This is a genomic window from Kitasatospora sp. NPDC059146 (assembly GCF_042786665.1).
In the GTDB taxonomy this organism is placed as follows: domain Bacteria; phylum Actinomycetota; class Actinomycetes; order Streptomycetales; family Streptomycetaceae; genus Kitasatospora.
In genome coordinates this window covers 3,784-28,919 of the sequence record NZ_JBHZCY010000019.1, presented here as the reverse complement: position 1 = coordinate 28,919, position 25,136 = coordinate 3,784, and the positions used below count along the sequence as shown (strand labels likewise).

At 73.6% G+C, this 25,136-nt stretch carries 25 protein-coding genes; 17 read left to right on the top strand and 8 right to left on the bottom strand.

The features are described 5' to 3' along the window. The first annotated feature begins 79 nt into the window (after positions 1–79). The 4 genes from ACFXPX_RS11385 to ACFXPX_RS11370 all read left to right on the top strand — a co-directional run bounded on the left by ACFXPX_RS11385 (position 80) and on the right by ACFXPX_RS11370 (position 5,862). A complete protein-coding gene (locus ACFXPX_RS11385; protein ID WP_380640777.1) occupies positions 80–802 on the top strand; it encodes a response regulator transcription factor in 723 nt (240 codons plus the stop codon). Beyond that, the gene (locus ACFXPX_RS11380) at positions 799–2,349 is read left to right on the top strand and encodes a sensor histidine kinase (protein WP_380640775.1); all 1,551 of its coding nucleotides are present in this window, start codon (positions 799–801) and stop codon (positions 2,347–2,349) included. The genes ACFXPX_RS11385 and ACFXPX_RS11380 overlap by 4 nt, the downstream gene beginning before the upstream one ends. 298 nt (positions 2,350–2,647) lie before the next feature. After that, positions 2,648–4,237, top strand: a complete 1,590-nt coding sequence (locus tag ACFXPX_RS11375; protein ID WP_380640773.1) for a cellulose binding domain-containing protein — start codon at positions 2,648–2,650, stop codon at positions 4,235–4,237. 221 nt (positions 4,238–4,458) lie between these two features. Next, entirely contained in the window at positions 4,459–5,862 is a 1,404-nt protein-coding gene (locus ACFXPX_RS11370; RefSeq protein ID WP_380589472.1) for a glycosyltransferase 87 family protein, read from the top strand. A 116-nt stretch (positions 5,863–5,978) separates the two neighbouring features. Here ACFXPX_RS11370 and ACFXPX_RS11365 read toward each other — a convergent pair whose 3' ends face one another. After that, positions 5,979–6,395 carry an SsgA family sporulation/cell division regulator gene (locus tag ACFXPX_RS11365; RefSeq protein WP_188307044.1) on the bottom strand — a complete coding sequence of 139 codons (417 nt, stop codon included), beginning with the start codon at positions 6,393–6,395 and terminating at the stop codon, positions 5,979–5,981. A 421-nt stretch (positions 6,396–6,816) separates the two neighbouring features. On the opposite strand from ACFXPX_RS11365, the gene ACFXPX_RS11360 reads away from it, so the two are divergent. After that, complete coding sequence (locus ACFXPX_RS11360; protein ID WP_380640771.1) at positions 6,817–8,262, top strand: RDD family protein; 1,446 nt, start codon at positions 6,817–6,819, stop codon at positions 8,260–8,262. 152 nt (positions 8,263–8,414) lie between these two features. Then, on the top strand, positions 8,415–9,137 hold the full coding sequence (locus ACFXPX_RS11355) for an RDD family protein (RefSeq protein WP_380522521.1): 723 nt from the start codon (positions 8,415–8,417) through the stop codon (positions 9,135–9,137). A 79-nt stretch (positions 9,138–9,216) separates the two neighbouring features. Here the strand turns inward: ACFXPX_RS11355 and ACFXPX_RS11350 are convergent, their stop codons facing one another. Beyond that, entirely contained in the window at positions 9,217–9,465 is a 249-nt protein-coding gene (locus ACFXPX_RS11350; protein WP_380522522.1) for a hypothetical protein, read from the bottom strand. Positions 9,466–9,668: 203 nt separating this feature from the next. On the opposite strand from ACFXPX_RS11350, the gene ACFXPX_RS11345 reads away from it, so the two are divergent. The 4 genes from ACFXPX_RS11345 to mycP all read left to right on the top strand — a co-directional run bounded on the left by ACFXPX_RS11345 (position 9,669) and on the right by mycP (position 13,653). Then, complete coding sequence (locus ACFXPX_RS11345; RefSeq protein ID WP_380522523.1) at positions 9,669–10,367, top strand: endonuclease V; 699 nt, start codon at positions 9,669–9,671, stop codon at positions 10,365–10,367. A gap of 96 nt (positions 10,368–10,463) precedes the next feature. Then, on the top strand, positions 10,464–10,904 hold the full coding sequence (locus ACFXPX_RS11340) for a hypothetical protein (protein ID WP_380522524.1): 441 nt from the start codon (positions 10,464–10,466) through the stop codon (positions 10,902–10,904). A gap of 29 nt (positions 10,905–10,933) precedes the next feature. Next, a complete protein-coding gene (locus tag ACFXPX_RS11335) occupies positions 10,934–12,337 on the top strand; it encodes a WXG100 family type VII secretion target (RefSeq protein WP_380589463.1) in 1,404 nt (467 codons plus the stop codon). Positions 12,338–12,426: 89 nt separating this feature from the next. Continuing rightward, entirely contained in the window at positions 12,427–13,653 is a 1,227-nt protein-coding gene (mycP, locus tag ACFXPX_RS11330) for a type VII secretion-associated serine protease mycosin (protein ID WP_380640769.1), read from the top strand. On the opposite strand, the gene ACFXPX_RS11325 is transcribed toward mycP, so the two are convergent. Both ACFXPX_RS11325 and ACFXPX_RS11320 read right to left on the bottom strand, forming a co-directional pair. Then, complete coding sequence (locus tag ACFXPX_RS11325; protein ID WP_380522528.1) at positions 13,647–14,210, bottom strand: GNAT family N-acetyltransferase; 564 nt, start codon at positions 14,208–14,210, stop codon at positions 13,647–13,649. The genes mycP and ACFXPX_RS11325 overlap by 7 nt on opposite strands. Before the next feature lie 54 nt (positions 14,211–14,264). Continuing rightward, positions 14,265–14,939, bottom strand: a complete 675-nt coding sequence (locus ACFXPX_RS11320) for an NAD(P)-dependent oxidoreductase (RefSeq protein WP_380640767.1) — start codon at positions 14,937–14,939, stop codon at positions 14,265–14,267. 170 nt (positions 14,940–15,109) lie between these two features. Between ACFXPX_RS11320 and ACFXPX_RS11315 the strand changes: the two genes are divergently transcribed. Together ACFXPX_RS11315 and ACFXPX_RS11310 are read left to right on the top strand one after the other, a co-directional pair. After that, on the top strand, positions 15,110–15,493 hold the full coding sequence (locus ACFXPX_RS11315; protein WP_375883065.1) for a winged helix-turn-helix transcriptional regulator: 384 nt from the start codon (positions 15,110–15,112) through the stop codon (positions 15,491–15,493). A gap of 135 nt (positions 15,494–15,628) precedes the next feature. Beyond that, a complete protein-coding gene (locus ACFXPX_RS11310; protein WP_380640765.1) occupies positions 15,629–16,273 on the top strand; it encodes a DinB family protein in 645 nt (214 codons plus the stop codon). A 16-nt stretch (positions 16,274–16,289) separates the two neighbouring features. Here ACFXPX_RS11310 and ACFXPX_RS11305 read toward each other — a convergent pair whose 3' ends face one another. Both ACFXPX_RS11305 and ACFXPX_RS11300 read right to left on the bottom strand, forming a co-directional pair. After that, positions 16,290–16,730 carry a hypothetical protein gene (locus tag ACFXPX_RS11305; RefSeq protein ID WP_375883069.1) on the bottom strand — a complete coding sequence of 147 codons (441 nt, stop codon included), beginning with the start codon at positions 16,728–16,730 and terminating at the stop codon, positions 16,290–16,292. Positions 16,731–17,253: 523 nt separating this feature from the next. After that, positions 17,254–18,027: a hypothetical protein gene (locus tag ACFXPX_RS11300; protein WP_380640763.1), complete on the bottom strand. Its 774-nt coding sequence runs from the start codon at positions 18,025–18,027 to the stop codon at positions 17,254–17,256. A gap of 294 nt (positions 18,028–18,321) precedes the next feature. Between ACFXPX_RS11300 and ACFXPX_RS11295 the strand changes: the two genes are divergently transcribed. Beyond that, the gene (locus ACFXPX_RS11295) at positions 18,322–19,335 is read left to right on the top strand and encodes a hypothetical protein (protein WP_380640761.1); all 1,014 of its coding nucleotides are present in this window, start codon (positions 18,322–18,324) and stop codon (positions 19,333–19,335) included. A 142-nt stretch (positions 19,336–19,477) separates the two neighbouring features. On the opposite strand, the gene ACFXPX_RS11290 is transcribed toward ACFXPX_RS11295, so the two are convergent. Both ACFXPX_RS11290 and ACFXPX_RS11285 read right to left on the bottom strand, forming a co-directional pair. Then, positions 19,478–20,071 carry an isochorismatase family protein gene (locus tag ACFXPX_RS11290; protein ID WP_375883075.1) on the bottom strand — a complete coding sequence of 198 codons (594 nt, stop codon included), beginning with the start codon at positions 20,069–20,071 and terminating at the stop codon, positions 19,478–19,480. A 301-nt stretch (positions 20,072–20,372) separates the two neighbouring features. Further along, on the bottom strand, positions 20,373–21,689 hold the full coding sequence (locus ACFXPX_RS11285; RefSeq protein WP_380589448.1) for a nicotinate phosphoribosyltransferase: 1,317 nt from the start codon (positions 21,687–21,689) through the stop codon (positions 20,373–20,375). 140 nt (positions 21,690–21,829) lie between these two features. Here ACFXPX_RS11285 and clpS point away from each other — a divergent pair, with 140 nt between their 5' ends. The 4 genes from clpS (at position 21,830) to ACFXPX_RS11265 (ending at position 24,998) form a co-directional block, all read left to right on the top strand. After that, positions 21,830–22,123: an ATP-dependent Clp protease adapter ClpS gene (gene clpS / locus ACFXPX_RS11280; protein ID WP_380522531.1), complete on the top strand. Its 294-nt coding sequence runs from the start codon at positions 21,830–21,832 to the stop codon at positions 22,121–22,123. A gap of 96 nt (positions 22,124–22,219) precedes the next feature. After that, positions 22,220–22,792 (top strand): DUF2017 domain-containing protein, encoded by a 573-nt coding sequence (locus ACFXPX_RS11275; RefSeq protein ID WP_375883081.1) that lies wholly within the window; start codon positions 22,220–22,222, stop codon positions 22,790–22,792. Between the two features lie 219 nt (positions 22,793–23,011). Beyond that, positions 23,012–24,454, top strand: a complete 1,443-nt coding sequence (locus ACFXPX_RS11270; protein ID WP_375883083.1) for an amino acid permease — start codon at positions 23,012–23,014, stop codon at positions 24,452–24,454. A 112-nt stretch (positions 24,455–24,566) separates the two neighbouring features. Next, positions 24,567–24,998: a Mov34/MPN/PAD-1 family protein gene (locus ACFXPX_RS11265; protein WP_375883086.1), complete on the top strand. Its 432-nt coding sequence runs from the start codon at positions 24,567–24,569 to the stop codon at positions 24,996–24,998. The last annotated feature ends 138 nt before the right edge of the window (positions 24,999–25,136 follow it).

Here is a 25,136-nt window from a genome sequence, read left to right as displayed (position 1 = left end):
TTGCACCATGTCCGGAGGCCGTGCGCAGCCACCCCCGAGGTACAGACCACTGCCCGCCGATGGCGTACCGTGCAGGGCCATGGCAACAGTGCTCGTGGTCGAGGACGACCCCTTCGTACGTTCCGCGCTCATCCGCCACCTGACCGACACCGGTCACGCGGTCCGCAGTGTGGGCACGGCCCTGGAGGCGCTGCGGGAGGTCGCCCAGGTCGGCTGCGACCTGGTGATCCTGGACCTGGGCCTGCCGGACCTGGACGGCAGCGAGGCGCTCAAGATGATCCGGGGACTGACCAACGTCCCGGTGATCATCTCGACCGCGCGGGACGACGAGGCCGAGATCGTCCGACTGCTCAACGACGGTGCCGACGACTACCTGGTGAAACCTTTCTCCGGGGAACACCTGAGCGCCCGGATGGCCGCCGTGCTGCGCCGGCTCGGCGGCGGCACCGCGCCCGTCGCCCAGGTGCTGCGGGTCGGCGGACTGGCCATCGACGTCCAGCGGCGCGAGGCCGTCCTGGACGGGCGGCTGCTCGACCTGACCCGGCGGGAGTTCGACCTGCTGGCCTTCCTGGCCGCCCGGCCCGGAGTGGTCGTACCGCGCAAGGAGATCCTCGCCGAGGTCTGGCAGCAGACCTACGGCGGCGACCAGACCATCGACGTCCACCTCTCCTGGCTGCGCCGCAAGCTCGGCGAGACCGCCTCCAACCCCCGCTACCTGCACACCGTCCGGGGCGTCGGGGTCCGGCTGGAGGCCGCCACCGCGGGCCCCGCGACCGGGGGCCCCGCGGAGCACCGGACATGAAGCGGTTCACCCACTCGCTGCGCTGGGCCCTGATCAAGGCCGCCGTGGCCGGGACCACCATGGTCGCGCTGGCCTTCCTCATCCCGCTCGGCCTGATGGTCCAGCAGACCGCCCGGGACCGGGCGTTCACCGCCGCCGAGCGGCAGGCCGCGGCGCTCGGGCCGGCCCTGGCGATCACCACCGACCAGGACGCCGTCAACCGTGCGCTGGCCAGCACCGACGCGGGGGGCCAGGGCCGGATGGCGGTACACCTTCCGGTGCCCGCGGGGGAGTCCTGGGCCTCGGGCGGGGCCGGTGCGGCTGCAGGGTCGGGCGGTTCCGGCGGGGCCGGCCGGGCCGGTGGGGCCGAAGGGGCCGGGGCGGCTGCGGGGGCCGGTGCGACCCGGGCGCCCGCGGGGTCCGGCGGGCCCGACGGGCCGACCCTCGGGGAGGGGCGCGCCGCCGCGGCGGACGTGGCCACGGCCGGCGACCAGGGCCGGGCCTTCACCGTCGCGGTGCCCGGCGGCTACGCGCTGCTCCAGCCGGTCGCGGTGGACACCGGACGGACCGCCGTGGTCGAGGTGTTCGTCGCCGAGAGCGACCTCACCCGGGGCGTCGCCACCGCCTGGCTGGTGCTCTCCGCCGTCGCGCTCGGCCTGGTCGCCCTCTCGGTGCTGGTCGCCGACCGGATGGGCGGCCGGATCGTGGCCTCCGCCCGCCGGCTGGCCGCCGCCGCCCGCTCGCTGGGCGCCGGGGACCTCGCGGTGCGCGTCCCGGTGACGGGCAAGCAGGTCGACGGCAGCCCCGAGGAACTCCGCGAGGCCGCCACCGCGTTCAACGCCATGGCCGACCGTGTGGTCCAACTCCTCGCGGCAGAACGCGAGTTGGCAGCCGACCTGTCGCACCGACTGCGCACCCCGCTGACCGTGCTGCGGCTCAACGCCGCCTCCCTCGGCGACGGCGACGCGGCCGACGCCACCCGGCACGCGGTGGCCCAACTGGAGCGCGAGGTCGACCAGATCATCCGCTCCGCCCGCCGCGCCCCCGAGGACGCGCCCGCCGTCGCGGTCGGCTGCGACGCCGCCGAGGTGATCCGCGAACGGGTCGGCTTCTGGTCCGCGCTGGCCGAGGACGAGGGCCGCCGCTGGCAACTGGCCGGCGCCGAACGCGCCGCGCCCGTCCCCGTCCAGCGCGGCGACCTGGCCGCCGCCGTCGACGCCCTGCTCGGCAACGTCTTCCGGCACACCGCCGTCGGCACCGCCTTCTCGGTGGACGTCCTGGCCACCGAGAACGCGGTGATCGTGCTGGTCGGCGACGCCGGGCCCGGCTACAGCGACCCGGCCGCCGCCCTCAAACGCGGCGAGGGCCACGGCGGCGAGGGCTCCACCGGCCTCGGACTGGACATCGTGCGCAAGCTCGCCGAGTCCACCGGCGGCGACCTGGCACTCGGCCGCTCCGCCGTGCTCGGCGGCGCGGAGACCAGGCTGCGGCTGCGCACCCGCCCGACGGAGGCCCCGCCCGCGCGGGCCGGACGGCGGCGGACCCGGGGCGCGCTGTTCCCGAAGTGACGGCGGGTCGGGAGGGTGGCCTCTTCCTCCGGGGCGTCCTCCTCCGGCGCCTTCTCCTCCGGGGCCTTCTCCTCCGGGGCCTCTTCCTTAACTGCGGCCTAAGGGAGCTTCACCCCTCGCTCAGCCCGCGGTTTCCGGCCCCCGGGCGCGGCTAGCGTCGGTCGCGCCGGTCACCCGACCGAGCCGGGCCGGCCGCCCGGGACGTCCCCGCGCACCCGTGCGCGGCCCGTCCGGACGGCGGCCGACCGCAGGCACCCGCGAACGGTGCCGACCGCAGGCTCCCGCGGAGGTAACGCGCATGACCACCCGACCCACCCGCCGTTCCGGCCGCCGCAGGCGCAGCCGCAAGGGGACGATCATCGGGGCCTCGGCGGTCGCCGCCGCCCTGGTCGCGGGCGGGACGGTGGTGCTCGCCTCCTCGGCCAGCGCCGCCCCGCTCGGCGCCGTCTACAGCCGGACCAGCAGCTGGGACACCGGCTACACCGGCCAGTACCTGGTCACCAACCCGGCCGCCGATCCGATCGAGGACTGGACGCTCAGCTTCGACCTGCCGGCCGGCGCGAAGATCGACTCGCTCTGGAACGCCACCTTCACCGTCGCCGGACAGCACGTCAACGTCAGGCCGGAGGCCTGGAGCAAGCGGCTGGACCCGGGGAAGGGCGTGGTGGTCGGCTTCGTCGCCCAGGGCGCCGGCCCGGCGCAGGCCGAGCCCGGGAACTGCCTGATCAACAACGCCTCCTGCACGGCCGGCGAGAGCCCCGCGCCCACCCCCTCCGGACGCCCGACCACCACCCCCACGGTGGCGCCCACCGGCTCGGCCTCGCCCACCGCGACCGCGACGGCCGGTCCGACCGCCACTGCCACTGCCACGGCCACCGGGAAGCCGACCCCGACCGCCACCGCGAAGCCGACCGCCACCCCGACCGCCACCCCCACGGTGACCGGTGTGCCCGTCCCCCCGGCCGGCACCGGGGGCGGCTTCGCCCCGTACGTCGACACCTCGCTCTACCCGCCCTACGACCTGGTCGCCACCGCCAAGGCCACCGGGGTGAAGCGGTTCACCCTCGCCTTCGTGGTCTCCGGCGGCGGCTGCGTACCCAAGTGGGGCGGGGTCAGCGACCTGTCCGCCGACGCGGTGGCCGCCCAGATCGGCGCCCTGCGCGCGATCGGCGGCGACGTCCGGGTCTCCTTCGGCGGCGCCAACGGCAGCGAGCTGGCCCTGGCCTGCGGCTCCACCGCGGACCTGGCCGCCGCGTACCGCACGGTGATCGACGCGTACGGCGTGACCCGGCTCGACTTCGACGTCGAGGGCGGCGCGATCGCCGACACCGCCGCCAACACCCGGCGGGCCCAGGCCGTCGCCCAGCTCCAGCGCGAGGCCGCGGCGAAGGGCAGTCCGCTCGACGTCTCCTTCACCCTGCCCGCGCTGCCCTCCGGCCTGACCCAGGACGGCGTCGACCTGGTCACCGGTGCCAAGGCCGCCGGCGTCGCGATCGGTGCCGTCAACATCATGGCCATGGACTTCGGCGACGGCGTCGCCCCCAACCCGCAGGGGCGGATGGGCACGTACGCGATCGCCGCGGCCACCGCCACCCAGGCCCAGGTCAAGAACGTGCTGGGGCTGGACGACGCGGCCGCGTGGCGCAAGGTCGCGGTCACCCCGATGATCGGCGTCAACGACGTCGCCAGCGAGGTCTTCACGGTGGCCGATGCCGAGCAGCTGGCCGACTTCGCGGCCGGCAAGCACCTCGCCTGGCTGGCCATGTGGTCCGGGACCCGGGACAAGGCCTGCGCCGGCGGCGCCAGGCCCACCGCGGACGCCAGTTGCAGCAGCATCGTCCAGCAGCCGCTGGACTTCACCCGGGCCTTCGGCCGCTACACCGGCTGAGGCCCCCGCGCCGGGCTCCGGCCCCTCGGACCGCCCCGGCCGCCCGTGCTCAGCCCGCAGCCGGGCACGGTCGGTCGGGGCATTGTCGGTCGGGGCACTGTCGGTCAGGGCACGGTCGGTCGGGGCACTGTCGTCACTGCGAGTAGTCGATCGCGCCCAGGACGGGATGGGTCGCATCCGGTATCGTCGCTGGTTGGCCGAGCGGTGGACGGAGTGGACAGGTGACAGCGGTACAAGACGAGCGCAGCCCGGTGCGGACCGTATCCGCCCCGTCGCCCGCTCCCCTGTCCGACCGGCTGCGCGTCGCGCTCGGTGCCCCCGTGCGCGCAGTGCGTGAGGCCCCCCGCCGCCCGATGCTGATCGCCTCGTCCGTGGCGCTGCTGTCGCTGGTCGTGTACGCAGTGGTCCGCCACTTCGTCCACACCTCGATGGTCGACATGATCGTCTACCGGGCCGAGGGCGCCGCCGTCGCCAACGGCACCGACCTCTACGCGCTGCGCGTCACCGAGTGGAACCTCCCCGCGACCTACCCCCCGTTCGCGGCCATGCTGTTCGTCCCGACCACCTGGCTGCCGATCCCCGTCCTCCGCGTGGTGATCACTCTCGGCAACCTCGGGCTGCTCGCGCTGATGTCCCACCTGTCCTTCAAGCTGGTCGGCTGGCCGCGCCGCGAACTCCGGCCGATCGGTGTGGTCCTGATCACCGGCCTCGGCGTCTGGCTCGAACCCGTCTTCACCACGCTCCGGTACGGCCAGATCAACCTCGCGCTCGGCTGCCTGATCCTCTGGGACCTCACCCGGTCCGACGCCCACCGCAGCAAGGGCATCGCGATCGGCATCGCCGCCGGGATCAAGCTCACCCCCGGCCTGTTCGCCGTCTACCTGCTGATCACCGGCCGGGTCCGGGCCGCCTTCACCGCCGGCCTCACCTTCCTCGGCACCTTCCTGATCGGCGCGCTCTTCCTCCCCGACGCCACCTGGGGCTTCTGGACCAAGTACCTCTACGACTCCTCCCGGGTCGGCAAGACCGAGATCGTCGACAACCAGTCGCTGCGCGGCGCCTTCGCCCGGCTGCTGCACAGCGCCGACCCCGGCTTCCTCGCCACCCTCGGGGCGGGCCTGGTCGCGGTGGCCGGCCTCGCCGTCGCCGCCTGGGCCGTCCGCAGCGGCCGCTGGCTGCCCCGGGCCGAGGCCTGGGGCTTCTGCGTCACCGCCGTCACGGCCGTGCTCATCTCGCCGATCAGCTGGACCCACCACTGGGTCTGGTGCGTGCCGGTCCTCGTGCTGCTCGCCGCCGAGGCCTCCGTCGAGCGCGCCCGCCCGGCCGGCGTCCGCCGACTGCGCTGGCGGGCCGCGTTCTGGGCCACCCTGCTGGCCTTCCTGTCCTTCGCGATGTGGGCCGCCAAGCCGGTCGGCGCGGCCGTGCTCCACATGTCACCGCTGAACCAGCTGCCGACCTCGGTCTATCCGTGGGTCGGCCTCTGCTTCCTGCTCGCCGCCGCCATCCGGATAAGGGCACGTCGGCGCTCCGCCGGTGCCCCGCTGGTCCGGCTGCCCGGACAGCGGGACGGCGACGGCGGCCCGGACGCCGCCCGCGGTCGTCAGCAGGCCCCCGCGGCCCGCTGAGCCGGCGGGGGCTCTCCGTACGCTCCGCAGCCTCCGCAGCCTCCGCAGTCTCCGTACGCTCCGCACGTTGCGGCGTACGACCGGCACGACCGGCACGACCCGCATGGCCCGCACGTCTACGCGAGCAGCTCGGCGAGCGAGCCGTCCATGTCGAGGGCGGCCAGCTCGCTGCCCGGCGGGACCAGCCGGTGCGCCCGCTCCAGCCAGGCCGCGACGACCGGCAGCGGCGCCTCCAGCAGCGCGTCCCCGGCCGGGGAGCTCAGCGCCATGCACAGCACGCTGCGCCGGCCCGAACGGGTCGGCCAGATCCGCACGTCGCCCTGGCCGCACGGGCGGAAGGTGCCCTCGACCAGCAGCTCGCGGGCGAACACCCAGGTCACCGGGGAGCCGGTGTCCAGGTGGAAGGTGATGTACACGGCGTACGGGTCGTGGCTGCCGTAGGTCAGCCGGGCCGGGACGGGGACGCTGTGCTCCGGGGAGAGCACCAGGTTCAGCTCCAGCTCGTGCTCCACGACGCTGACGGGGCGGTCCATGATCGTCTTCCTCTCTGCCTTCGGTTCGTGCCCGCTTCCGGGCCCTGTGACCTTTGAGAGGGCGGTCCGCGCCGGTTCTTACACACGTTTCCGGGATTTCTCCGGGAAGTTTCGGGCGGCGGGGTGTGGCGGTCCCGCCGGGCGTGGGCCCCTACCCCGGGCGGGCCTCCGCTGTCCGGGGAATCGTCAACTTTCCTTGGGGGCTCCGGCGAGGTACTACCCTTTGTAACTGTCCGGCGACTGTCCGCCTTCGGTGGCGCCCCCACGTGCCCCGAGCGCCCCGTACGCCCCGGGGTGTGCGCGGGCGCGGCGTGGCCCTGTGCTCGGACCGACCCGGTTCCGACCACGTTTCGATCTTTGGATCTGCCGAGGCCCGCCCCTCAACGGCCCTCGTCAAGGCCCGACAGGAGAGAAGACCCCCATGACGGACCGCTCCTTCGCCGCCGGCGGCGACCCGGCCGTCGCACCCGAGCCCGGCTACTACGCCGACCCGTCCATCCCCGGGTTCGTCCGCTACTGGGGCGGCTCGGCCTGGGTGCCGGGCACCAGCCGGCCCGCCCCCGTCGAGGGCGAGGTGCTGCAGCCGCCCCGGTACGCCACCCGGCGGCCCGCCCCCGCCCCCGCCCCCGACGTCGCGGCGGCGCGGGTGGTGCCGCCACCGGTGGTGCCGGTGCCGCCGGCGCGGTCGGAGTCGCCGGTGCCGCTGGTCGTGCCGGTGCCTTTGTCCGTGCCTGTTTCTGCGCCGGGGCCGGTGCCGGTGGTGCCCGTGCTGGACGGGCGGGAGGCTCCGGGGGCGGGGGACACCGGGCCGGTGTACCTGGACCAGACCACGGGCGGGGCGTCCTTCGTGGTCGGGCCGCGGGTCGCCGAGGTGATCGGCGGGCCGGTGTTCCGGATCGTCGAGCCCGCGCTGGAGGAGGCTCCTGGGGTGGGCGGTGCTGCCGAGGCCGGTGCCGGTGCCGACGCCGGAGCCTCGGGGTGGCAGGCGGATCCGCGGGCGCAGCGGGGCCTGATGGAGACCGGTGGGGCCCCGCGCTGGGTGTCCTGGGGGGTGCTTCCGGGGGCGCCCGAGGAGGAAGAGGGGCGTGCGGAGGGGGAGCGCGCTGCGGTTGCCGTGGAGGTGGCGGTGGCCGTCGCGCCCGCCATGACGGGCGCGGTCCGCGAGGTGGCGGCGCCGACCGCCGGGGCGGCCGTCGAACCGGCGGCCCAGGTGGTGGCCGAAGTGGCGCCCGGGCCCGGAGCGGGGGCCGGTCCCGGAGCGGGGGCCGGTCCCGGGTCGGCGCCGGTCCCGGCCGTCGTCGCCGCGTTGCCGGTGGTGCGGCCGGCCCGGGAGTCCGCCGTCCGTCGCCGACCGGCATCCCCGGCGCCCCTGGTGCCCGCCGGGCTGGGGCGGCGGCTGGCGGCCCGGGCGGTGGACACCGCGGTGCTGCTGGTGGTCGCCGTCGCGGCCGGGATCCCGCTCGGCAGCTCGGTCTCCGACCACCTCCAGCAGAAGGTCGACCAGGCCAGGATGGCCAGCTCCCTCGCCCGCCGCCACGTGCAGGTCTGGCTGGTCGACGACGTGGTGCTGGCCAAGGTCGCCGCCCTGCTCGGCATCCTGGTGTTCGTCAGCCTCGTCTACGAGGTGCTGCCGATCGCCCGGACCGGCCAGACCTTCGGCAAACGCCTGGCCCGGATCCGGGTGGTGGACGCCGGTGCCCCCGGCGGACGGACCACCCGGCTGAGCCTCGGCCGCTCGCTGCTGCGGTGGGTCGTCCGGCAGCTCGGCACGGTGCTGCTGCTCGGCCTGGTCTGGCCGGTGTTCGACCGGTCGGCCCGGCGCGGCTGGCAGGACCGGGCGGCCCGGACCAGGGTGGTCCGCAGCTGAGCCGGCCGTTGCGGTCCTGGGTGCCCGGGTGCCCAGGTGCCCAGGTGCCCAGGTGCCCGGGTGGCGTTCGCCGGGTCGCCGATCGAGCTGCGTGACAGCAAAACGGACAAAATGTCCCAAAGGCTGAGAATCCTCGATGTTCTACTCGGGGGATGAGCACCCACGACCCCTCAGGCCCCCAGCCGGAGGGGGGCGGTCCGCCCTCCTTCGACAAGCAGCCCCCCACCCCGGGCGGCGGCACGCCGGACGGCGAACCGCCACGACCCGCCCCGTCCGGCGCCCCCGGGGAGGGCCCCGGCGCCTACCAGGGCAGCTACGGCGGACCGACCCCCGGTCAGAACCCCTACGGCCAAACGCCCTACGGCGGACAGCCCTACGACCAGCCCCCACCCGGCCACGGCCCCGACTCCGCCCCGTACGGCACCCCCAGCGGCGGACCCGTCCCCGGCATGCCGCCGATCGGCACCTGGCCCAAGCGGATCGTCGCCCGCCTCATCGACTACGTCCTGATGCAGGCCATCGGCGTCATCGTCATCGGCCCCTTCGTCGACCTCAGCACCCGGGAGGGCACCACCGAGGCCTTCTGGCTCGGCTGCGCCGTCTACCTCGTCTACGAGGCGCTGATGCTCAGCCGGGACGGCCAGACCCTCGGCAAGAAGGCCATGAAGATCCGCGTCGCCATGCTGATCGACGGCAACTCGCCGACGCAGTCCGCCGCGTGGACCCGGGCCGCCGTCTACATCCTCCCGGCCGTGCTCTGCTGCGCCGCCGTGTGGTGGGTCATCGACGGCCTCTTCGGCGTCTTCGACAAGCCCTACCGGCAGTGCCTCCACGACAAGGCCGCGAAGACCGTCGTGGTCACCACCGAGATCTGACCGCGACAGCGCTGATCCGTCGGCCCGTCGGCCCGTCGGCCCGTCGGCCCGTCGGCCCGTCGATCAGCTGATCGGCGGATCAGCGCTGCCGGGCGTACTCGCGCCCGGCAGCGGCCGCGGAGGCCCCGGAGCGGTCGCCGACCGCCGCCGAGCGGGCGGACACCGCCATCGAGAGCACCGTCACCACGGTGCCGAGCGCCAGCGCGAACCCCACCAGCACCGCGACCTCCAGGACGCCCGAGGCGCCCGAGACGGCCAGCAGCGCCACTGTGGTGGCGACGACGGTGAACGAGCCGAGGCAGAACTGGGCAGCGGACGGACGTGGCATGGCGGGGGGTCCTTCGCACGTCGGGGGAAACGGGCGGGAATGATGCCGGTGCCAGAAGTCCTACCCGGCAAGGGAGTTCGGCACGACCAGGCTAGCCCGCGAGGCCGGGGGCACAGGGGGCGCACGGGCTCACCCCGGGGTCGTCCGCACCCCTCGGTACGGTGGAACCCGTCCGACACCACGCAGACCCGGGGGAACCGACCGTGCCCATCCCCACCGACTGGCCCACCACCGAGGCCCAGGCGCTCGCCGAACAGGAACGACTGCGGCCGCTCGTCCGCGCCCAGGACGACGGCACCCCCGGCCCGCTCATCGCCGGAGTCGACGTCGCCTACGACGACGACCACGACCTCGTCGTCGCCGCCGCCGTCCTCCTCGACCGGGACACCCTGGACGTCGTCGAGGAAGCCACCGCCGTCGGCCGGATCGCCTTCCCCTACGTCCCCGGACTGCTAGCCTTCCGCGAACTCCCCGCCGTCCTCGACGCGCTGGCCGCCCTCACCCGCACCCCCGACACCGTCGTCTGCGACGGCTACGGCCTCGCCCACCCCCGCCGCCTCGGCCTCGCCAGCCACCTCGGCGTCCTCACCGGACTGCGCACCCTCGGCGTCGCCAAGACCCCCTTCACCTTCGACCACCACGACCCCGAGGCCGCACGCGGCTCCTGGACCCCGCTCACCGACCCCGTCACCGGCGAAGAGGTCGGCCGCGCGGTGCGCACCCAGCCCGGCGTCAAACCCGTCTACGTCTCCGTCGGCCACCGCATCGGCCTCGACACCGCCGTCCGCACCACCCTCGACCTCGCCCGCCGCTACCGCCAACCCGAGACCACCCGGCACGCCGACTCCCTCTGCCGCCGCGCCCTCGCCGAAGCCCTGCAGACCAGGACGCCCTCGAACTGACCGTGCACCGGGCGGGGTTCCGACCCGGTGTGTTAGACATGGGACACCGGGGCCCGGGCCCCGAAGGCCAGGAACGGACGCACGGGGGGCGCCGCAATGGGAACAGGGACCGGTTCGACCGGCGGGGCCAACCAGGGCTACCGGGTCGAGATCGAGCAACTGCGCACGTTCGCCGGGCAGGTACGGCTGCTGTTGAAGGAATTCGAGAAGGACGCCAACGGCAGCACCACCCACGGACGCAGCGGCATCGGCAAGACCGCCTTCGGCACCTTCGCGGAGGCGACGGAGATCCACGGCCGCTACAGCACCATGCGGGACGCCCTGCGGGACGTGCTGAACCAGCTCCAGCAGGCGATCGATCAGGCCCAGAAGAAGGCAGAACTCACCGCGACCAACTACGAGGAGCAGGACCAGCACGTGGGCACGAAGCTCAAGCTGGCCGGCGACGGTTGGTCCGTGTCCGATCCCTCGGCCACCAGCCAGGTCGCGTACCAGGCCAACCAGGTCCCGTCCCGGCGTGGCAACGCCACCATCTGACCGATCGCCCGACCGGAGGTGAACAACCCGTGACCTACACCGATTTCACCAAGTACAGCCATGCCGATCTCCGCACGATGGCACAGGCCCTCGACCCCGGCGCGGTGATGGCCGCCGGCGACCCCTGGCGCAAGGCGGCGACCACGCTCAAGGAGATCCGCAAGACCCTCACCAACGTGAGCACCGAGGCGGCCACCTCCTGGGAGGGCACCACCAGCGACTCCTTCCACACCTCGATGCTGACCCTCGCCACCAACATCAACGAGGCCGCCGCGTACGCCAACGACGCGGCCAACACGCTGCACAACATGTCCGAGGCGATGGCGACGGCCAAGCGCACCATGCCCGAGGAACCGGGCAGCTGGGACCAGTTCAAGGACAAGGTCGGGGACTTCTTCAGCAGCGAGGACGACCACATCCAGCTCACGGACCAGAAGAAGGCCGAAGCGGCAGCCGTCATGCAGACCCTCGCGATGCACTACCGCATCGCGACACCTGCCTTGAAGGCTCCGCCGTCCCTTCAACGACCGCCGGTGGACGACAGTCGAGACGCCAGCCCGCAGGCCGACCCGACGGGGGCGGCGGCTGCAGTGGCCGCAGTCGTCTCAGGTGCTTCGTTCGGGACCGGAGGGGCGTCGGCGCGGTCGGCAGCCGGCGCCACGTCAACGCGGCCGAAGTCGCAGCCTCCGATGGTGGCCCGCCCCGCGGTCAAGGGGACAGCGGCCCCGACCGACTCCGGGATCAGGGGAGGAGTGGCACAGGCGCTCCCGAAATCGCCGCCAACCACGGGGCGTACTTCCAGCGCGGGCATCTCGGGTACGCCGATGCCCGGACAGGGCGGAAGTGTGCCGAGTCCGGTCACCTCCGGGACCCAGACGTCCGGCTTGAATGTTCCGCCGACCGTGGCTCCCGGCAGCGGACCGATCGGGGGCGGCGGTGAGCGGACGACTGCTGTCCATCCAGGACCGTCGGTGCAGGGCTCTCCTGCTGGTTCTGGCCTTGGCGCCAAGGAATTTTCGAGTGGCGCGGCTCCGGTGGAGGGGCCGGGTCTTCGAGGTGGCCGAACTACCGGGATCGGTGGTGAGGTCCATCCAGGTATCGGAGCCGGAGGAAGAGGAGCGGCCGGGGCCAGACAGCTCGCTGGACCGCTGGCCCGGCCCGGGGGAGCCGTCGGCGAGACGATTCCGCCCATTTCCGGAGTACGGGGCAAGCAGGCCTTCACGGAAGGAGGGTCCGGTTTGGGCGCGCGCAGCCGCCTGGGTGGGGAGGTCGGAGCCCGGAGTACAGGTGTCATGTCGCCAGGCATCCCGCTGAGCGAGGCACAGCGCGGTAGGAAGAACCGAGGGAAGGACGGTAAGCGGCCGGACTACCTCGTCGAGGACGAGGAGACCTGGGCGTCGGACAAGCCGGCCAATCCGAACGTGGTGGAATGAGGGCCGGTCCGTGAACGGCCGGGTGATCTGATCGCATCCCCGCAGGTCGGTGATCTGCGGGGATGCCTCGTTGAGTGGGGTGAACGGGGTTGACGAGCCGCTCGTTGGCACGTGGTACGGCGGTCCTTGCGGCTGGGGCGCTGGTCTGGGCCGTCGCCGCGCCGGCGGCTCTGGCCGATGAGGTCAGGGACAAGCAATGGGCTCTCAAGACCTTCGAGGCCGAGACGAAGGTCTGGCCGGTGAGTCAGGGCGAGGGCGTCGTCGTTGCGGTGATCGACAGCGGGGTGAACTCGGAGCACCAGGACCTGACGGGGCAGGTGCTTCCCGGGGCCGATTTCTCCGGTGCCAAGTCGGACGGGCGTACTGACACGGACGGTCACGGTACCGGGATGGCGAGTCTCATCGCGGGGCACGGGCACGGTACCCAGGCCGGAGTGATGGGGCTGGCCCCCAAGGCGAAGATCCTGCCGGTGAAGGTGAGAACGAGCGACGGCGGTCCTGTGCCGGAGCAGAACGATCTGGCGGCGGCGATTCGTTTCGCGGTGGACCACGGTGCGACGGTCATCAATATGTCCGTCGGGGGACCGTTCCACTTCGACTCTCAGGCCCGGAAAGCGGTGGAGTACGCGGTGTCGAAGGACGCCGTACTGGTCGGGGGAGCCGGCAACAGCGTCGCGGACCTGAGCGTCAACTATCCGGCCGCCTTTCCCGGTGTGGTGGCCGTCGGGGCGGCGGACGCCAAGGGGGTGGTGTGGGGCAGCTCCAAGCCCGGTCCCGAACTCACGCTCCTCGCACCCGGTGTGGAGATCTACCGTGCTTCGGCGAAATCCCTGACGAGCTATGCGATCGGGAACGGTACGTCCGACTCCACTGCCTACGTCTCCGCTACCGCGGCTCTCATTCGGTCCAAGTACCCGAACCTGTCCGCCGGGCAGGTGATCAACAGGATGATCAAGTCGGCTACTCCCCCGCCGGATGGGACAGTGGTGCCCAATGTCCACTACGGCTACGGGGTCGTCGCCCCGGAGAAGGCGCTGGAGCCGAATCCGGCGGTGGACAACGGGCCGAAGGAGAACCCGCTCGCGAACCGGCCCGAGTCGTTGGGCGCGCCACCCGGCGATGACGAGAGCGACGCGACGGGCCAACCATCGGCCGTACCCGAGGCCACGTCAGGCGGCAGCAGCGGCAGTGGGCTGGTGATCGGCGCCGGTGCGGTTGGTGTTGTGGTGGTGGGGGCGGTGGTGGCCGTGGTGGTGCTGCGGCGGCGGGGGCGGCGGGGGGTTGAGGGGGCGCCGTACGGTGGGGGCGGTCAGTGAGTGCTGAGCCAGTCGTCGCGTAGGGCGGCCATGTGGAGGACGTCCCAGTAGCGGTCGTCCCAGTGGTGGGCCTGGCGGGCGCGGCCTTCGAGGACGAAGCCGGCCTTGGTGTAGGCGCGGGCGGCGCGTTCGTTGTACTCGAAGACGTCGAGGTGGACGCGGTGGAGGCCGACGGTGGCGAAGGCGTGGCGGAGGACCAGGACGGTGGTCTCGGTGCCGATGCCGCGGCCGACGCTGTCGGGGGTGAGGGCGATCCGGTAGTCGGCGGAGTTGTTGTCCGGGTCGACGTTGGTGAGGGCGGTGTCGCCGAGGAAGCGGCCGGTGGTCGGGTCCTCGACGGCGAGGTCGAGCCGGTCGGGGTGGTCGGCGCGGGTGGCGCACCACTGGGCGATCTGGTCGCGGGTGAAGGCGGTGCGGGTGCCGGTGAGGCGGTTGGTCTCCTGGTCGGTGCAGTGCGCCCACAGCGGGTCGGTGTGCCGGGCCGCCAGGGGGACGAGGCGGATGGTGGGGCCGTGCAGGGTGGGTTTCACCGCGAGGGCTGAGAGGTCCGTGGCCATGGTGCCCAGGATGCCCGGTGGGGCCGGTTCGTGCCGGGATTTTCGGTGCGGGGCCTATGCGGCGACGGCGATCTGCTGCCGGTGGTGGGTGGGGGTGGTGAGTTGGTCGACGATGGCGAGGGCGAGGTCGGCCTGGGCGATCCGGGGGCCGAGGACGTGGGGGCCGCCGATCCGGTAGCGGCCGGTGCCGGGGGCGGTGCGGTCGAGGTCCATGGGCGGGGTGACGACGACCCAGTCGAGGGTGGCGGGGGAGTCGTGGAGCAGGTCGAGGGCGGCGGAGTGGCCGAGGGAGAAGGTGCGGTAGGCGTCGGGGAAGGCGGGGTCGTCGTGGACGGCGACGCCGGGGGCGGTCTGCAGGGTGGTGGCGATGCCGACGCTGAGCAGCCGGGGGACGCCGGCGCGGCCGAGGCCGTCGACGAGGGCGCTGGTGGCGGCGCGGTAGAACTCGGTGGACGGGGTGTCGGGGGTGTAGACGGAGCTGACGGCGGCGGGGTGTCCGGGGGCGGTGGCGGCGACGGCGGCCGGGTCGGTGACGTCACAGCGCACCAGGGTGACGCCCCCGCCGGCGAGGTCGGCGAGGTCGGCGTGGCGCTCGGGGTCGCGGACGGCGGCGGTGACGGTGAGGCCGCGGCGGCGGGCCTCGGTGATCACGGCGCGGCCGACCTGCCCGCCCGCGCCGTAGACGATGACGTCCGCGCGGTGCTGGTGCCGGGGCGTGGTGGTGGTCATGGGGGCCTCCGTCGGTCGGTTCGGGTCGGTTCGGGTCGGTTCGGTGGCGGGCGTGGTGGCCCGCCGGTGCCGTGACGGTAGACCGGGGGGTGCCGGTTACTTCAACGGAACCGGCTCCGACGGCCGGTGCCGCCCTGCCGCGGAGCCGGTCCGGCGGGTACGGTCGGGGCATGACGCAGACCGGGCCGGCGCCGCTGCCGGCGGACTTCTTCCCGGCCGACTGCCCGGTGCAGTCGGTGCCGGTGCTGGGCAGCCGCAAGTGGGCCTGGCGGATCATCCGTTGCCTGGAGGGCGGGCCGCGCCGGTTCTCGGAGCTGCGGGTCCCATTGGCGGGCATCACGGCGAAGGTGCTGGCGGAGTCGCTGCGTTCGATGGAGCAGGACGGCGCGGTGGTCCGGACCGAGTACGCGGAGAATCCGCCGCGGGTCGAGTACGCGCTGACGCCGTTGGGGCGGACCCTGCTGGGGCCGATGGACGCGGTGTGCGAGTGGAGCCGGGAGAATCTGGGCAGCCTGCTGGCGGCCCGGCTGGAGTACGAGCGGGCCGGGGGCTGATCGCGCCGGGGCTGATCGTGCCGCGCACCGCTCGGACGGGTGCCGATCGGACGGGCGCCGGCCTGGCAGCATTTCGGCGGTCGCTGGCGGCCTTGGCGCTGGTGGGGCCGGGTGCGGGGCGGCCATGCTGGGCCCATGAGCACTCCTGACCAGCACCTCGCGAACCCCGTCGACGCCGGCACCCCCGCCCCGGGCACCCCCGCCCCGGGCACCCCCGCCCCGGGCACCCCCGCCCCCAGCGCCCCGGACGCGATCGTCCCCGACGCCAAGGACTGGACCTGGGTGCTCGAACGCGCCTGCCCCGACTGCGGGTTGGACACTCCGGCGGTGGCCCCGACGGAGGTCGCCGCGATGGTCCGGGCGAACGCCGAGGCCTGGCTGGCGGTGCTGGCGGGGGACGAGGACGGGCTGCGCCGTCGGCCGGCTCCGGGGGTGTGGTCGGACCTGGAGTACGCCTGCCACGTCCGGGACGTCTTCCGGCTGTTCCTGGTCCGGCTGGACCTGATGCTCGACCAGGACGGCCCGCTCTTCCCGAACTGGGACCAGGACGAGACCGCGGTCGCCGAGCGCTACCGGGAGCAGCGGCCGCAGGTGGTGGCCGGGGAGCTGGCGGAGGCCACGGCGGCGTTGGCGGCGGCGTTCGAGGCGGTGTCGGGGGAGCAGTGGGAACGGACCGGGAGCCGCAGCGACGGGGCGCGCTTCACCGTCGGGTCCTTCGCCCGCTACCTGATCCACGACCCGGTGCACCACCTGTTCGACGTGACGGGCGAGCGGGTCTGACCCCGGTCGCCGCGGTTCACCAGCCGGAGGCCTCGCGGAGCATGGTGCGCCGGAGCCGGCCCGCGACGCTGGCGGTGTCGGTGCCGATGACGTCGGCGATCTCGGGGGCGGCGAGGCCGACGACGTAGTGCAGGATCGCCAGGTCGTCGTCGGCGGGGTGGCGGTCGGGGACGGGGATCTCCTGCGGGGTGTGTTCGGCGACGGTGCCGCGCAGGATCTGCCAGGCGAGCGCGGTCGGGTTGGGGCTGGTGAGCAATTCCCGCCACTGGACGGCGATTTCGGCGAACGCCTGTTGGACGGCGGTGGCCGCTTCGGCGTGCTCGGTCAGCCACACCCGGGCGTAGCTGAGGTACCGGGGGCGGTGGAGTTCGCAGAAGGCCGCGAACTCCAGCGGTACGTCCTCCGGTTCGCCGGGCCCCGGGGGTGGCTCGGCGGCGCTCGTGTGACGGTTGGTCATCTCGTCTTCTCGGAAGGGGAGATGGGTTTCTGATGGTCGATCATCTGTGCTCACTCTACGGTAGGCCCTCGGTGCGCTGGGTGACCAATCCGATGGAATGCCTGGAACCCGCTGCGGCGCGTCCGGTTCCGGTGACGGGCGGTGCGGCGCGGCGGCGGTACTGCCGGTGGAGGCCGGTGAAGGGCCGGTCGAGGGCCGGTCGAGGGCTGGTGGTGGGTCGACCGGGGCCGCCGAGGCCCGGCCGGGGAGTGCTGCACAGCGGTGCGGGGGCGCGGGTGCGAGCGTGTCGCAGCTGGTCAGGGGGTGTGGGACGGCAGGGGTCGCACGGCAGTTGAGGTGCCACCGTAGGGCCTGCCGGGTCCGGCGTCCACGCCCAGGGCGCGAAGCCGGGGCCGCACAACCGTCTGCGCAACCGCGCTCACGACGGGGGTTGCGCCGGGCCGGGTGGCGGGGGGTGCGTCGAAAGCGCCCCGGCGGCCTGCGGCGACCGGGGCGCGGATCGGGGCGGGGAGGTGCCGCCCGGTCAGGGGGTCGGCCGGGCCTCCGTGGGGGCGATCAGGTCGTCGGCGGTGTTGCCGCGTTCGACCTGGGCGGGGAAGGACTCGACGGCCCGGCGCCGGGCCAGCTGGGCGGCCGTTGCGGCCGCTGCCGCGGCAGCCGCGGCGGCTCCGGCGGCGGCCTCCTCGCGCTCGCACCGGTGGGTGCCGGGCGCTGCGGTGGCCTGCGCTGCCGAGGGGTGGCCGGCTGTGGCGTGTGCGCCCGCCGGAAACCCGTTGGCCGGATGCCCGTTGGTCGGGTGTCCGTTGGTCTGGTGTCCGTTCGCCGGGTGGCTGTTGGCGAGGTGGCCGTTCGCCTGGTGTCCGCCCGCCGGATACCCGTTCGCCGCATGGCCGACGGCGTGCTGTCCGGCGGCGTGCGCCCCTCCGGCGTGCGTCGCGCCCGTGCGCGCCCCCGCCGCGCGTCGTCGGCGCCCGAGTTCCGCCCGTTCGGCGTGTTCCTCGGCCGCCTGTCTAGCGGCCAGGTAGGCCTGGACGGCGGCCATGCCGTAGACCGGCTGGATGAGCTGGTGGCCCTTGAAGAAGGGTCTGGCCGGGGCGAACCCGGCGGCGACCACGAGGTCGCGGATCTCTGCTATCTCGGCCTCGCTCCGGGCGGTGAAGCGGACCTCCCAGCCCTTCTTGTACGTATGGCCCTTCTCGCCGCTGCGGCGGGCCGGATCCGGGCGGCGGACGTACCCGGGCAGACGGCCGAGGCGGAGCTGGGCCGCGCGGAGGCCGGCGGTCTCGTCACGTGACATGACGTAAGCCTAGGCAATCCCGGAAGCGCGTTTGACGCCCCGGGGGTCCCTCGCCGTATGCCCTTGATCACTCTGGGTCAGACGACCAGGTCGGCGATCGTTTCCGATCAAACCCGATAGCCATATGAACGTCATTTACTCCAAATGAGTGAGGGTATGAGGACTTTAGTGCAGGCTGATCCCGGTTTCGCGACGGTTGAGTAACAGTGCGTCAGGCAGTGGCACGGGGGGCGTGGCGGTTGGGGATGGTGGGCGCATGAACGAACGTAGTGAGCGATTCGTCGAGGGGCGCGCATGAGCTACCGGATCCCCTCGCCGCCGCCGTCCCTGGAGGAGCTGGCGAAGCGTCAGCAGAACGTCGTCACCGCGAGCCAGCTGCGCGCCCGGGGCGTGCCGGCCCGGGTCATCACCGAGCACTGCCGCCACGGCGGCCCCTGGCAGCGGCTGCTGCCCAGGGTCTACCTGCTCCAGTCCGGCGAGCCCACCCCGGAGCAGCGGATGTGGGCCGCGCTGCTGTACGCGGCGCAGAACGGTCGGGAGGAGGGCCGCCGGGAGGGTGCGGTGATCACCGGGGCGGCCGCGCTGGCGCTGTACGGCTTCGCCGCCGTGCCCCGGCTGCCCGCGGTGACCGGGGTGGACGTCCTGGTGCCCCGCCAGCGTCGGCTCAAGGACGCCGGCGAGGTGCGGATCCGGCGCACCGAACGGGAGTTGGTGGCCCGCTCGGTGCACGGGCTGGCCTGCGCGCCGGTGGCCCGGGCGGTCGCCGACGCGCTGGCCGAGTGGACGGCGGACGGGCTCCCGGTGGACGCTCCGGTGCCGGTGCGCGAGGTGCTCCGTGAGGCCGTCGCCCGCCCGGAGAACCGCTGCACGGCGCGGGAGTTGGCCGCCGAGCTGGTCGAGTCGGGGCTGACCGGGGAGCCCCGGGTGCGGGCCGCGCTGGACGAACTCCTGGCCGCCGAGCGGGAGTTCGTGCTGGAGCGGGTCGACCGGCTGGTGGACGAGTGGCTGCTGCCCGCCCCGCTGGTCGCCCCGGAGCTGCGGATGCGCGGCGGCACCTACATCGGTGTCCCGGACCTCTACTGGCCGGAGCAGGGCGTCGCGGTGGAGGTGGACTCGGACCTGCGCTGCGTCAGCGAGGGCGAGGCCGCCTGGGTGCGCGGCGGCCAGCACCGGATGGAGTACCTGGGGATCCGGGTGGTGTACGTCTCCGGCGCCCGGCTGGCCGCGGACCCGGAGGCGGTCGGCGGCGAGCTGCGCGAGGCCTACCGGGCGGGCGGGACGGACGTGGTGGAGCTGATGGTGGTCTGAGCACCGACCGCACCGACCGCACCGACCGCACCGACCGCACCGACCGCGCCGACCGCACCGACCGCACCGACCGCGCCGACCGCGCCGACCGCACCGCTCGTGCGCGGGCCGGGTCCAGCGGGCCGGGCCCAGCAGGTCCGGCTCAGGCCGGCCGGACCACCGGCGCGCCGACCAGCTCGACCCCGGCCGCCCGCAGTTCCTCCAGCGCGGCGGCGGTGGTCTCCGGCGCCACCCCGGCGGTGAGGTCGAGCAGCACCCGGGTGGTGAAGCCGGCCCGGGCGGCGTCCAGGGCGGTGGCCCGGACGCAGTGGTCGGTGGCGATGCCGACCACGTCGATCTCGTCGACCTGCCGTTCGCGCAGCCACTCCACCGGGCCGCGGTTGTTCTCGTCCAGCCCCTCGAAGCCGCTGTAGGCCGCCGAGTAGGCGCCCTTGTCGAAGACCGCCTCGACCGCGCCGGAGATCACCGAGGGGGCGAAGTTGGGGTGGAAGCCCACGCCTTCGGTCCCGGCCACGCAGTGCACCGGCCAGCTGGAGACGTAGTCCGGCTCGGCGGAGAAGTGCCCGCCCGGGTCGATGTGGTGGTCCCGGGTGGCGAGGATGTGCTGGTAGCCGGCGGGGGACTCGGCGATCAGGTCGGTGATGGCGGCGGCCACCTCGGCGCCGCCCGGGACGGCCAGGCTGCCGCCCTCGCAGAAGTCGTTCTGCACGTCGACGACGATCAGTGCCCGGTGCATGGCTCGCATCCTCGGATGTGGGGGGCGGGTGTGCCCCGGTGGCGGGTCCCTCGCGAACGCCGGACGGCCGGGGAGGAACTCCAGGGGAACTCTACGGCTGACTCTAGGGAGTGGCGCGCGGCGGCGGAAGGCTTGGGGCCCGTCTTCGGGCCCGGCGGCCCACCGCCGGTCCGCGCGGCCGTCCGCGACGCTCCGCAGGAGTCGGCGGGTCTGTCGGCAGGTCGGCCAACCGGTCGTCTGCCGGCCAGCCGGCCGACCGGACCGCCGGTCAGTCGATCCAGCCGGCCGACCGGACCGCCGGTCAGTCGATCAGCTCGGTGGGGATGACCGGGTCCCCCTTGGAGAGCTGGGTGGCCGACAGCGGCAGCGCGGCCCGGGCCCGGACGTGGCGGTCGCGGGCGGCGGTCAGCGGTTCGCGGCCGACGGTCTCGCCGGCCAGGACCAGCGGCACCTGGACGAGGTGGGGCCGCAGGTCCTCGGGGATCGGCCCGGTGCCGACCACCTCGGCCTCGGCGACGCCCTCGGCGTCGGGTCGGCGGGCGGCCCACTTGCGGCCGCCGACGCTGGTCTTGCCGCCGGCCGCGCGCTTGGCGACCGGGACGAGCGGGCCGTCCGGGGTCTCGGCGCGGGCGACCAGCTTGTAGACCATGGCGCAGGTCGGGTGGCCGCTGCCGGTGACCAGGCTGGTGCCGACGCCGTAGCCGTCCACCGGGGCGGCGGCGAGGGCGGCGATGGCGTACTCGTCCAGGTCCGAGGTGACGATGATCCGGGTCTTCTCGGCGCCGAGTTCGTCGAGCTGACGGCGGACCCGGTGGGCGGCCAGGATGAGGTCGCCGGAGTCGATCCGGACGGCGCCGAGTTCGGGCCCGGCCACCTCGACGGCGGTGCGGACGGCCTCGTGCAGGTCGAAGGTGTCGATCAGCAGGGTGGTGCCCCGGCCCATCGACTCGATCTGGGCCCGGAAGGCGTCCCGTTCGCTGTCGTGCACCAGGGTGAAGGCGTGTGCGGAGGTGCCGGTGGTGGGGATGCCGTACCGGTAGCCGGCCTCCAGGTCGGAGGTGGCGGCGAAGCCGGCCACGTAGGCGGCCCGGGCGGCGGCGACGGCGGCCTGCTCGTGGGCCCGGCGGGCGCCCAGTTCGATCACCGGCCGGCCGCCGGCCGCGGCGGTCATCCGGGAGGCGGCGGCCGCGACGGCGGAGTCGAAGTTGAGGATCGAGAGGATCACCGTCTCCAGGATCACCGTCTCGGCGAAGCTGCCCTCGACGGTGAGCACGGGGGAGCCGGGGAAGTAGACCTCGCCCTCGGGGTAGCCGTGGATGTCGCCGCGGAAGCGGTAGTCGGCCAGGAACCGCAGGGTGTCCTCGTCCACCACGCCCTGCTCGGACAGCCAGTCCAGCTGGGCGGTGTCGAAGCGGAAGTTCTCGACGGCGTCCAGCACCCGGCCGGTGCCGGCCATCACGCCGTAGCGGCGGCCGCTGGGGAGGCGTCGGGTGAACGCCTCGAAGACGGAGCGGCGGTGCGCGGCCCCGCTGCGCAGGGCGGCCTGCAGCATGGTGAGCTCGTAGCGGTCGGTGAGCAGCGCGGTCGAACCGGCCGCGCGCACTGATGTGGCGTCCATGAGGATGATGCTACTACCACTTAGCGTCAGAGTGACGATTTCTCTCGTTGCGACCCGGGGCGGAATCGCCCGGGTGTCCCCCGGATGGCAGCATGGGGCGTGAGAAGTCACGGACGAGTGTGCAACGAGGAGGCCTGCCGGTGAGTGTCGCGCCCGTGGAGATCGAGCGCCCGGAGGTCGAAGGACTGCCGGTGGCGGAGCCGGACACGCCCTGGGTGACCATCGTGCACAACGACCCGGTCAACCTCATGAGCTACGTCCAGTACGTCTTCCAGGCCTACTTCGGCTATCCGAAGGACAAGGCCCGGAAGCTGATGATGGACGTGCACAGCAAGGGTCGGGCGGTGGTCTCCAGTGGCTCCCGCGAGGAGATGGAGCGGGACGTCCAGGCGATGCACGGCTACGGCCTGTGGGCGACGCTGCAGCACGACTGACCTCCCCTCCGGCGTACGACCGACCGGGCGACCGACTGACCGCCCGCCTCCCCGGCGGTGCGGGCGAAGACGACGAAGACGGGCTGACCGATACAGATGGCTGGGTTGTTCGAGAGCACCGGCGATGGTGGCGCGGCGATCGCGCTGGACGAGGTGGAGGCCTCCATCCTGCGCTCGCTGGAAGTGCAGATGCTGGAGCTGATCGGCCCCGGCCCGGGCGGGGAGAGCGACGACCCGCTGGCGGCGCTGTTCGCCGAGGGGCCGAGCGAGGCGCCCGCGGACCCGGCGCTGGCCCGGCTGTTCCCGGACGCCTACGGCGACCCGGCCGCGCCGGCCGACACCGAGGCGCAGGCCGCCTCGGCCGAGTTCCGCCGCTACACCGAGCTCGACCTGCGGGCCCGCAAGCGGGACGACGCGCTGCAGGTGGTCCGGTCGCTGGACGGCCTGGGCGGCGGCGGGGTGCTCAAGCTGCCGGCCCCCGACTGCCTGCGCTGGCTGGGCGCGCTCAACGACCTGCGGCTGACCCTCGGGGCGCGGCTGGAGATCACCGAGGAGGACGAGCAGGGCCTCTACGGGCTGCCGGACGGCGACGAGCGCAAGCCGCTGGTGATGGCCTACCTGTGGCTCGGGGCGCTCCAGGAGTCGCTGCTGGAGGCGATCGCCGACTGACGGTGGAGCGGTTTCCTCCGCTTCGTCCGGCGATCCTGCCCGCTTTCGGGCAAGCCCCGGCCGTTCCGTCCAGCATGCGGACGATCGGCCGGGGCATTTTCGCATAAATCGGGCAAAACCTAGCAGGACATGCTCAAATATCGCTCAGATGAACACCGGTATCCGGATCGGGCGTGGTACGACTTCTCCCCACAAACGAGACCCACCAGGACGGTGACCATGGCCGAGCAGACCTACGACCAGGTGGTCGACGGGAAACCGGACGAAGAGGGCTACGAGCGGGGGCTCGGCAGCCGCCAGATCCAGATGATCGCGATCGGCGGCGCGATCGGCACCGGCCTCTTCCTCGGCGCCGGCACCGCGATCTCCAAGTCCGGGCCGAGCCTGATCCTCTCCTACGCGGTCGCCGGCCTGGTGATCTTCGCGATCATGCGCGCCCTCGGCGAACTCCTCACCTACCGCCCGGTCTCCGGCAGTTTCGCCGAGTACGCCCGGGAGTTCCTCGGCCCCTTCGCCGGCTACGTCACCGGCTGGACGTACTGGCTGTTCTGGGTCGTCACCGGCATGGCCGAGACCACCGCGGCCGCCGTGTACGTCAAGTTCTGGGCGCCCGGCATCCCGCAGTGGGCCAGCGCGTTGACCTTCCTGGTCATCCTCTACGCGGCCAACCTGATCTCGGTGAAGCTGTTCGGCGAGATCGAGTTCTGGTTCTCCATGGTCAAGGTCACCGCCATCATCGGCATGATCCTGATCGGCATCGGCGTGCTCACCCTCGGGTTCAGCAAGGCCGGTGACACCGCGTCGATCACCCACCTGTGGCAGGACGGCGGCTTCTTCCCCAAGGGCATCGGCGCCACCGTGATGACCCTGCAGATCGTCATGTTCGCCTACCTGGGCGTCGAACTCGTCGGCGTCACCGCGGGCGAGAGCGAGAACCCCGAGAAGACCCTGCCGCGCGCCATCAACACCCTGCCCTGGCGCATCGCGCTGTTCTACATCGGCGCCCTGGTGGTCATCCTCTCGCTGGTGCCGTGGCGGGAGTTCCAGCCCGGCGTCAGCCCGTTCGTCGCCGCCTTCGGCAAGATCGGCATCCCGGCCGCGGCCGGCATCATCAACTTCGTGGTGCTCACCGCGGCGCTCTCCTCCTGCAACTCCGGGATGTACTCCACCGGCCGGATGCTGCGCGACCTCGCCCTGCGCGGCCAGGCCCCCGGGCAGCTCACCAAGCTCAACAGCCGCCGCACCCCGGCCTTCGCGATCACCATCTCCTGTGTGCTGATGGGCGCCGGCGTGGTCCTCAACTACCTCGTCCCGGCACGGGCGTTCGAGTACATCACCTCGGTCGCCACGGTCTGCGGGCTGTGGACCTGGGCGATGATCCTGATCTCCCAGATCCGCTACCGCAAGGCCTGGCAGGCCGGCCACCTGCCGCCGCCCACCTTCAAGGCCCCCGGCGGCGCCTGGGTCAGCTGGGCCGCCCTCGCCTTCCTGGCCATGGTCGTGGTGCTGATCGCCCTGGACGCCGACAACCGGATCTCGCTGTACGTCTTCCCCGGCTGGGCGCTGGTGCTGGTGATCGGCTACCAGGTGCTCAAGCGCCGCAACCCGGAGTCCGTCCACGGCACCGCCCACGACCACCTGCACGCCCGCAACGGCGGCTGACACCCCCGGCGCGGCCGGGCGTCCGCGGGCCCGCGACCGGGTGGCGGACACCCGGCGACCGGGCCTCGGACGCCCCGGCGGACATCCGGTAGGGCGTGGCATCCTGGCCGACATGCTGACCATCACCCGAGAGATCCGCGACCGGATCGTGGCCCACGCCCGCGCCGACCACCCGGACGAGGCCTGCGGCGTGGTCGCCGGCCCGGCCGGCAGCGGCCGGCCCGAGCGGTTCGTCCCGATGCTCAACGCGGCCCGCTCGCCCACCTTCTACGAGTTCGACTCGGGCGACCTGCTCAAGCTCTACCGCGAGATGGACGACCTGGACGAGGAGCCGGTGATCGTCTACCACTCGCACACCGCCACCGAGGCCTACCCCTCCCGCACCGACGTGAGCTACGCCTCCGAGCCGTTCGCCCACTACGTCCTCGTCTCCACCGCCGAGGGAGCCGCCGAGGACGACCCCTACGAGTTCCGCTCGTTCCGCATCGTGGACGGCGAGATCACGGAGGAAGACGTCCAGGTCGTCGAGGCCCACCCGGCCTGACCGGCACCCACCCGGACCCGGCCCCCCCCACCCCCCCCCCCCGGCCCCGCGCCCCCCGCCGGCCCGCCGGCCCACCCACAAGGACACGCAACCCAACCGGTAGCCCGGGCGGGCCGTCCGGGGGGGGCCCGGGCACCA

Excerpts from the sequence above, each read along its gene's own strand:
- ACFXPX_RS11265 (WP_375883086.1), top strand. The coding sequence starts at position 24,567 with ATGCTGACCATCACCCGAGAGATCCGCGACCGGATCGTGGCCCACGCC.
- ACFXPX_RS11270 (WP_375883083.1), top strand. The coding sequence starts at position 23,012 with ATGGCCGAGCAGACCTACGACCAGGTGGTCGACGGGAAACCGGACGAA.
- ACFXPX_RS11315 (WP_375883065.1), top strand. The coding sequence starts at position 15,110 with ATGACGCAGACCGGGCCGGCGCCGCTGCCGGCGGACTTCTTCCCGGCC.
- ACFXPX_RS11310 (WP_380640765.1), top strand. The coding sequence starts at position 15,629 with ATGAGCACTCCTGACCAGCACCTCGCGAACCCCGTCGACGCCGGCACC.
- ACFXPX_RS11355 (WP_380522521.1), top strand. The coding sequence starts at position 8,415 with ATGAGCACCCACGACCCCTCAGGCCCCCAGCCGGAGGGGGGCGGTCCG.
- ACFXPX_RS11300 (WP_380640763.1), bottom strand. The coding sequence starts at position 18,027 with ATGTCACGTGACGAGACCGCCGGCCTCCGCGCGGCCCAGCTCCGCCTC.
- ACFXPX_RS11290 (WP_375883075.1), bottom strand. The coding sequence starts at position 20,071 with ATGCACCGGGCACTGATCGTCGTCGACGTGCAGAACGACTTCTGCGAG.
- ACFXPX_RS11325 (WP_380522528.1), bottom strand. The coding sequence starts at position 14,210 with ATGGCCACGGACCTCTCAGCCCTCGCGGTGAAACCCACCCTGCACGGC.
- ACFXPX_RS11320 (WP_380640767.1), bottom strand. The coding sequence starts at position 14,939 with ATGACCACCACCACGCCCCGGCACCAGCACCGCGCGGACGTCATCGTC.
- ACFXPX_RS11375 (WP_380640773.1), top strand. The coding sequence starts at position 2,648 with ATGACCACCCGACCCACCCGCCGTTCCGGCCGCCGCAGGCGCAGCCGC.
- ACFXPX_RS11275 (WP_375883081.1), top strand. The coding sequence starts at position 22,220 with ATGGCTGGGTTGTTCGAGAGCACCGGCGATGGTGGCGCGGCGATCGCG.
- ACFXPX_RS11385 (WP_380640777.1), top strand. The coding sequence starts at position 80 with ATGGCAACAGTGCTCGTGGTCGAGGACGACCCCTTCGTACGTTCCGCG.
- ACFXPX_RS11360 (WP_380640771.1), top strand. The coding sequence starts at position 6,817 with ATGACGGACCGCTCCTTCGCCGCCGGCGGCGACCCGGCCGTCGCACCC.
- ACFXPX_RS11340 (WP_380522524.1), top strand. The coding sequence starts at position 10,464 with ATGGGAACAGGGACCGGTTCGACCGGCGGGGCCAACCAGGGCTACCGG.
- ACFXPX_RS11295 (WP_380640761.1), top strand. The coding sequence starts at position 18,322 with ATGAGCTACCGGATCCCCTCGCCGCCGCCGTCCCTGGAGGAGCTGGCG.
- ACFXPX_RS11305 (WP_375883069.1), bottom strand. The coding sequence starts at position 16,730 with ATGACCAACCGTCACACGAGCGCCGCCGAGCCACCCCCGGGGCCCGGC.
- ACFXPX_RS11380 (WP_380640775.1), top strand. The coding sequence starts at position 799 with ATGAAGCGGTTCACCCACTCGCTGCGCTGGGCCCTGATCAAGGCCGCC.
- ACFXPX_RS11350 (WP_380522522.1), bottom strand. The coding sequence starts at position 9,465 with ATGCCACGTCCGTCCGCTGCCCAGTTCTGCCTCGGCTCGTTCACCGTC.
- ACFXPX_RS11285 (WP_380589448.1), bottom strand. The coding sequence starts at position 21,689 with ATGGACGCCACATCAGTGCGCGCGGCCGGTTCGACCGCGCTGCTCACC.
- ACFXPX_RS11365 (WP_188307044.1), bottom strand. The coding sequence starts at position 6,395 with ATGGACCGCCCCGTCAGCGTCGTGGAGCACGAGCTGGAGCTGAACCTG.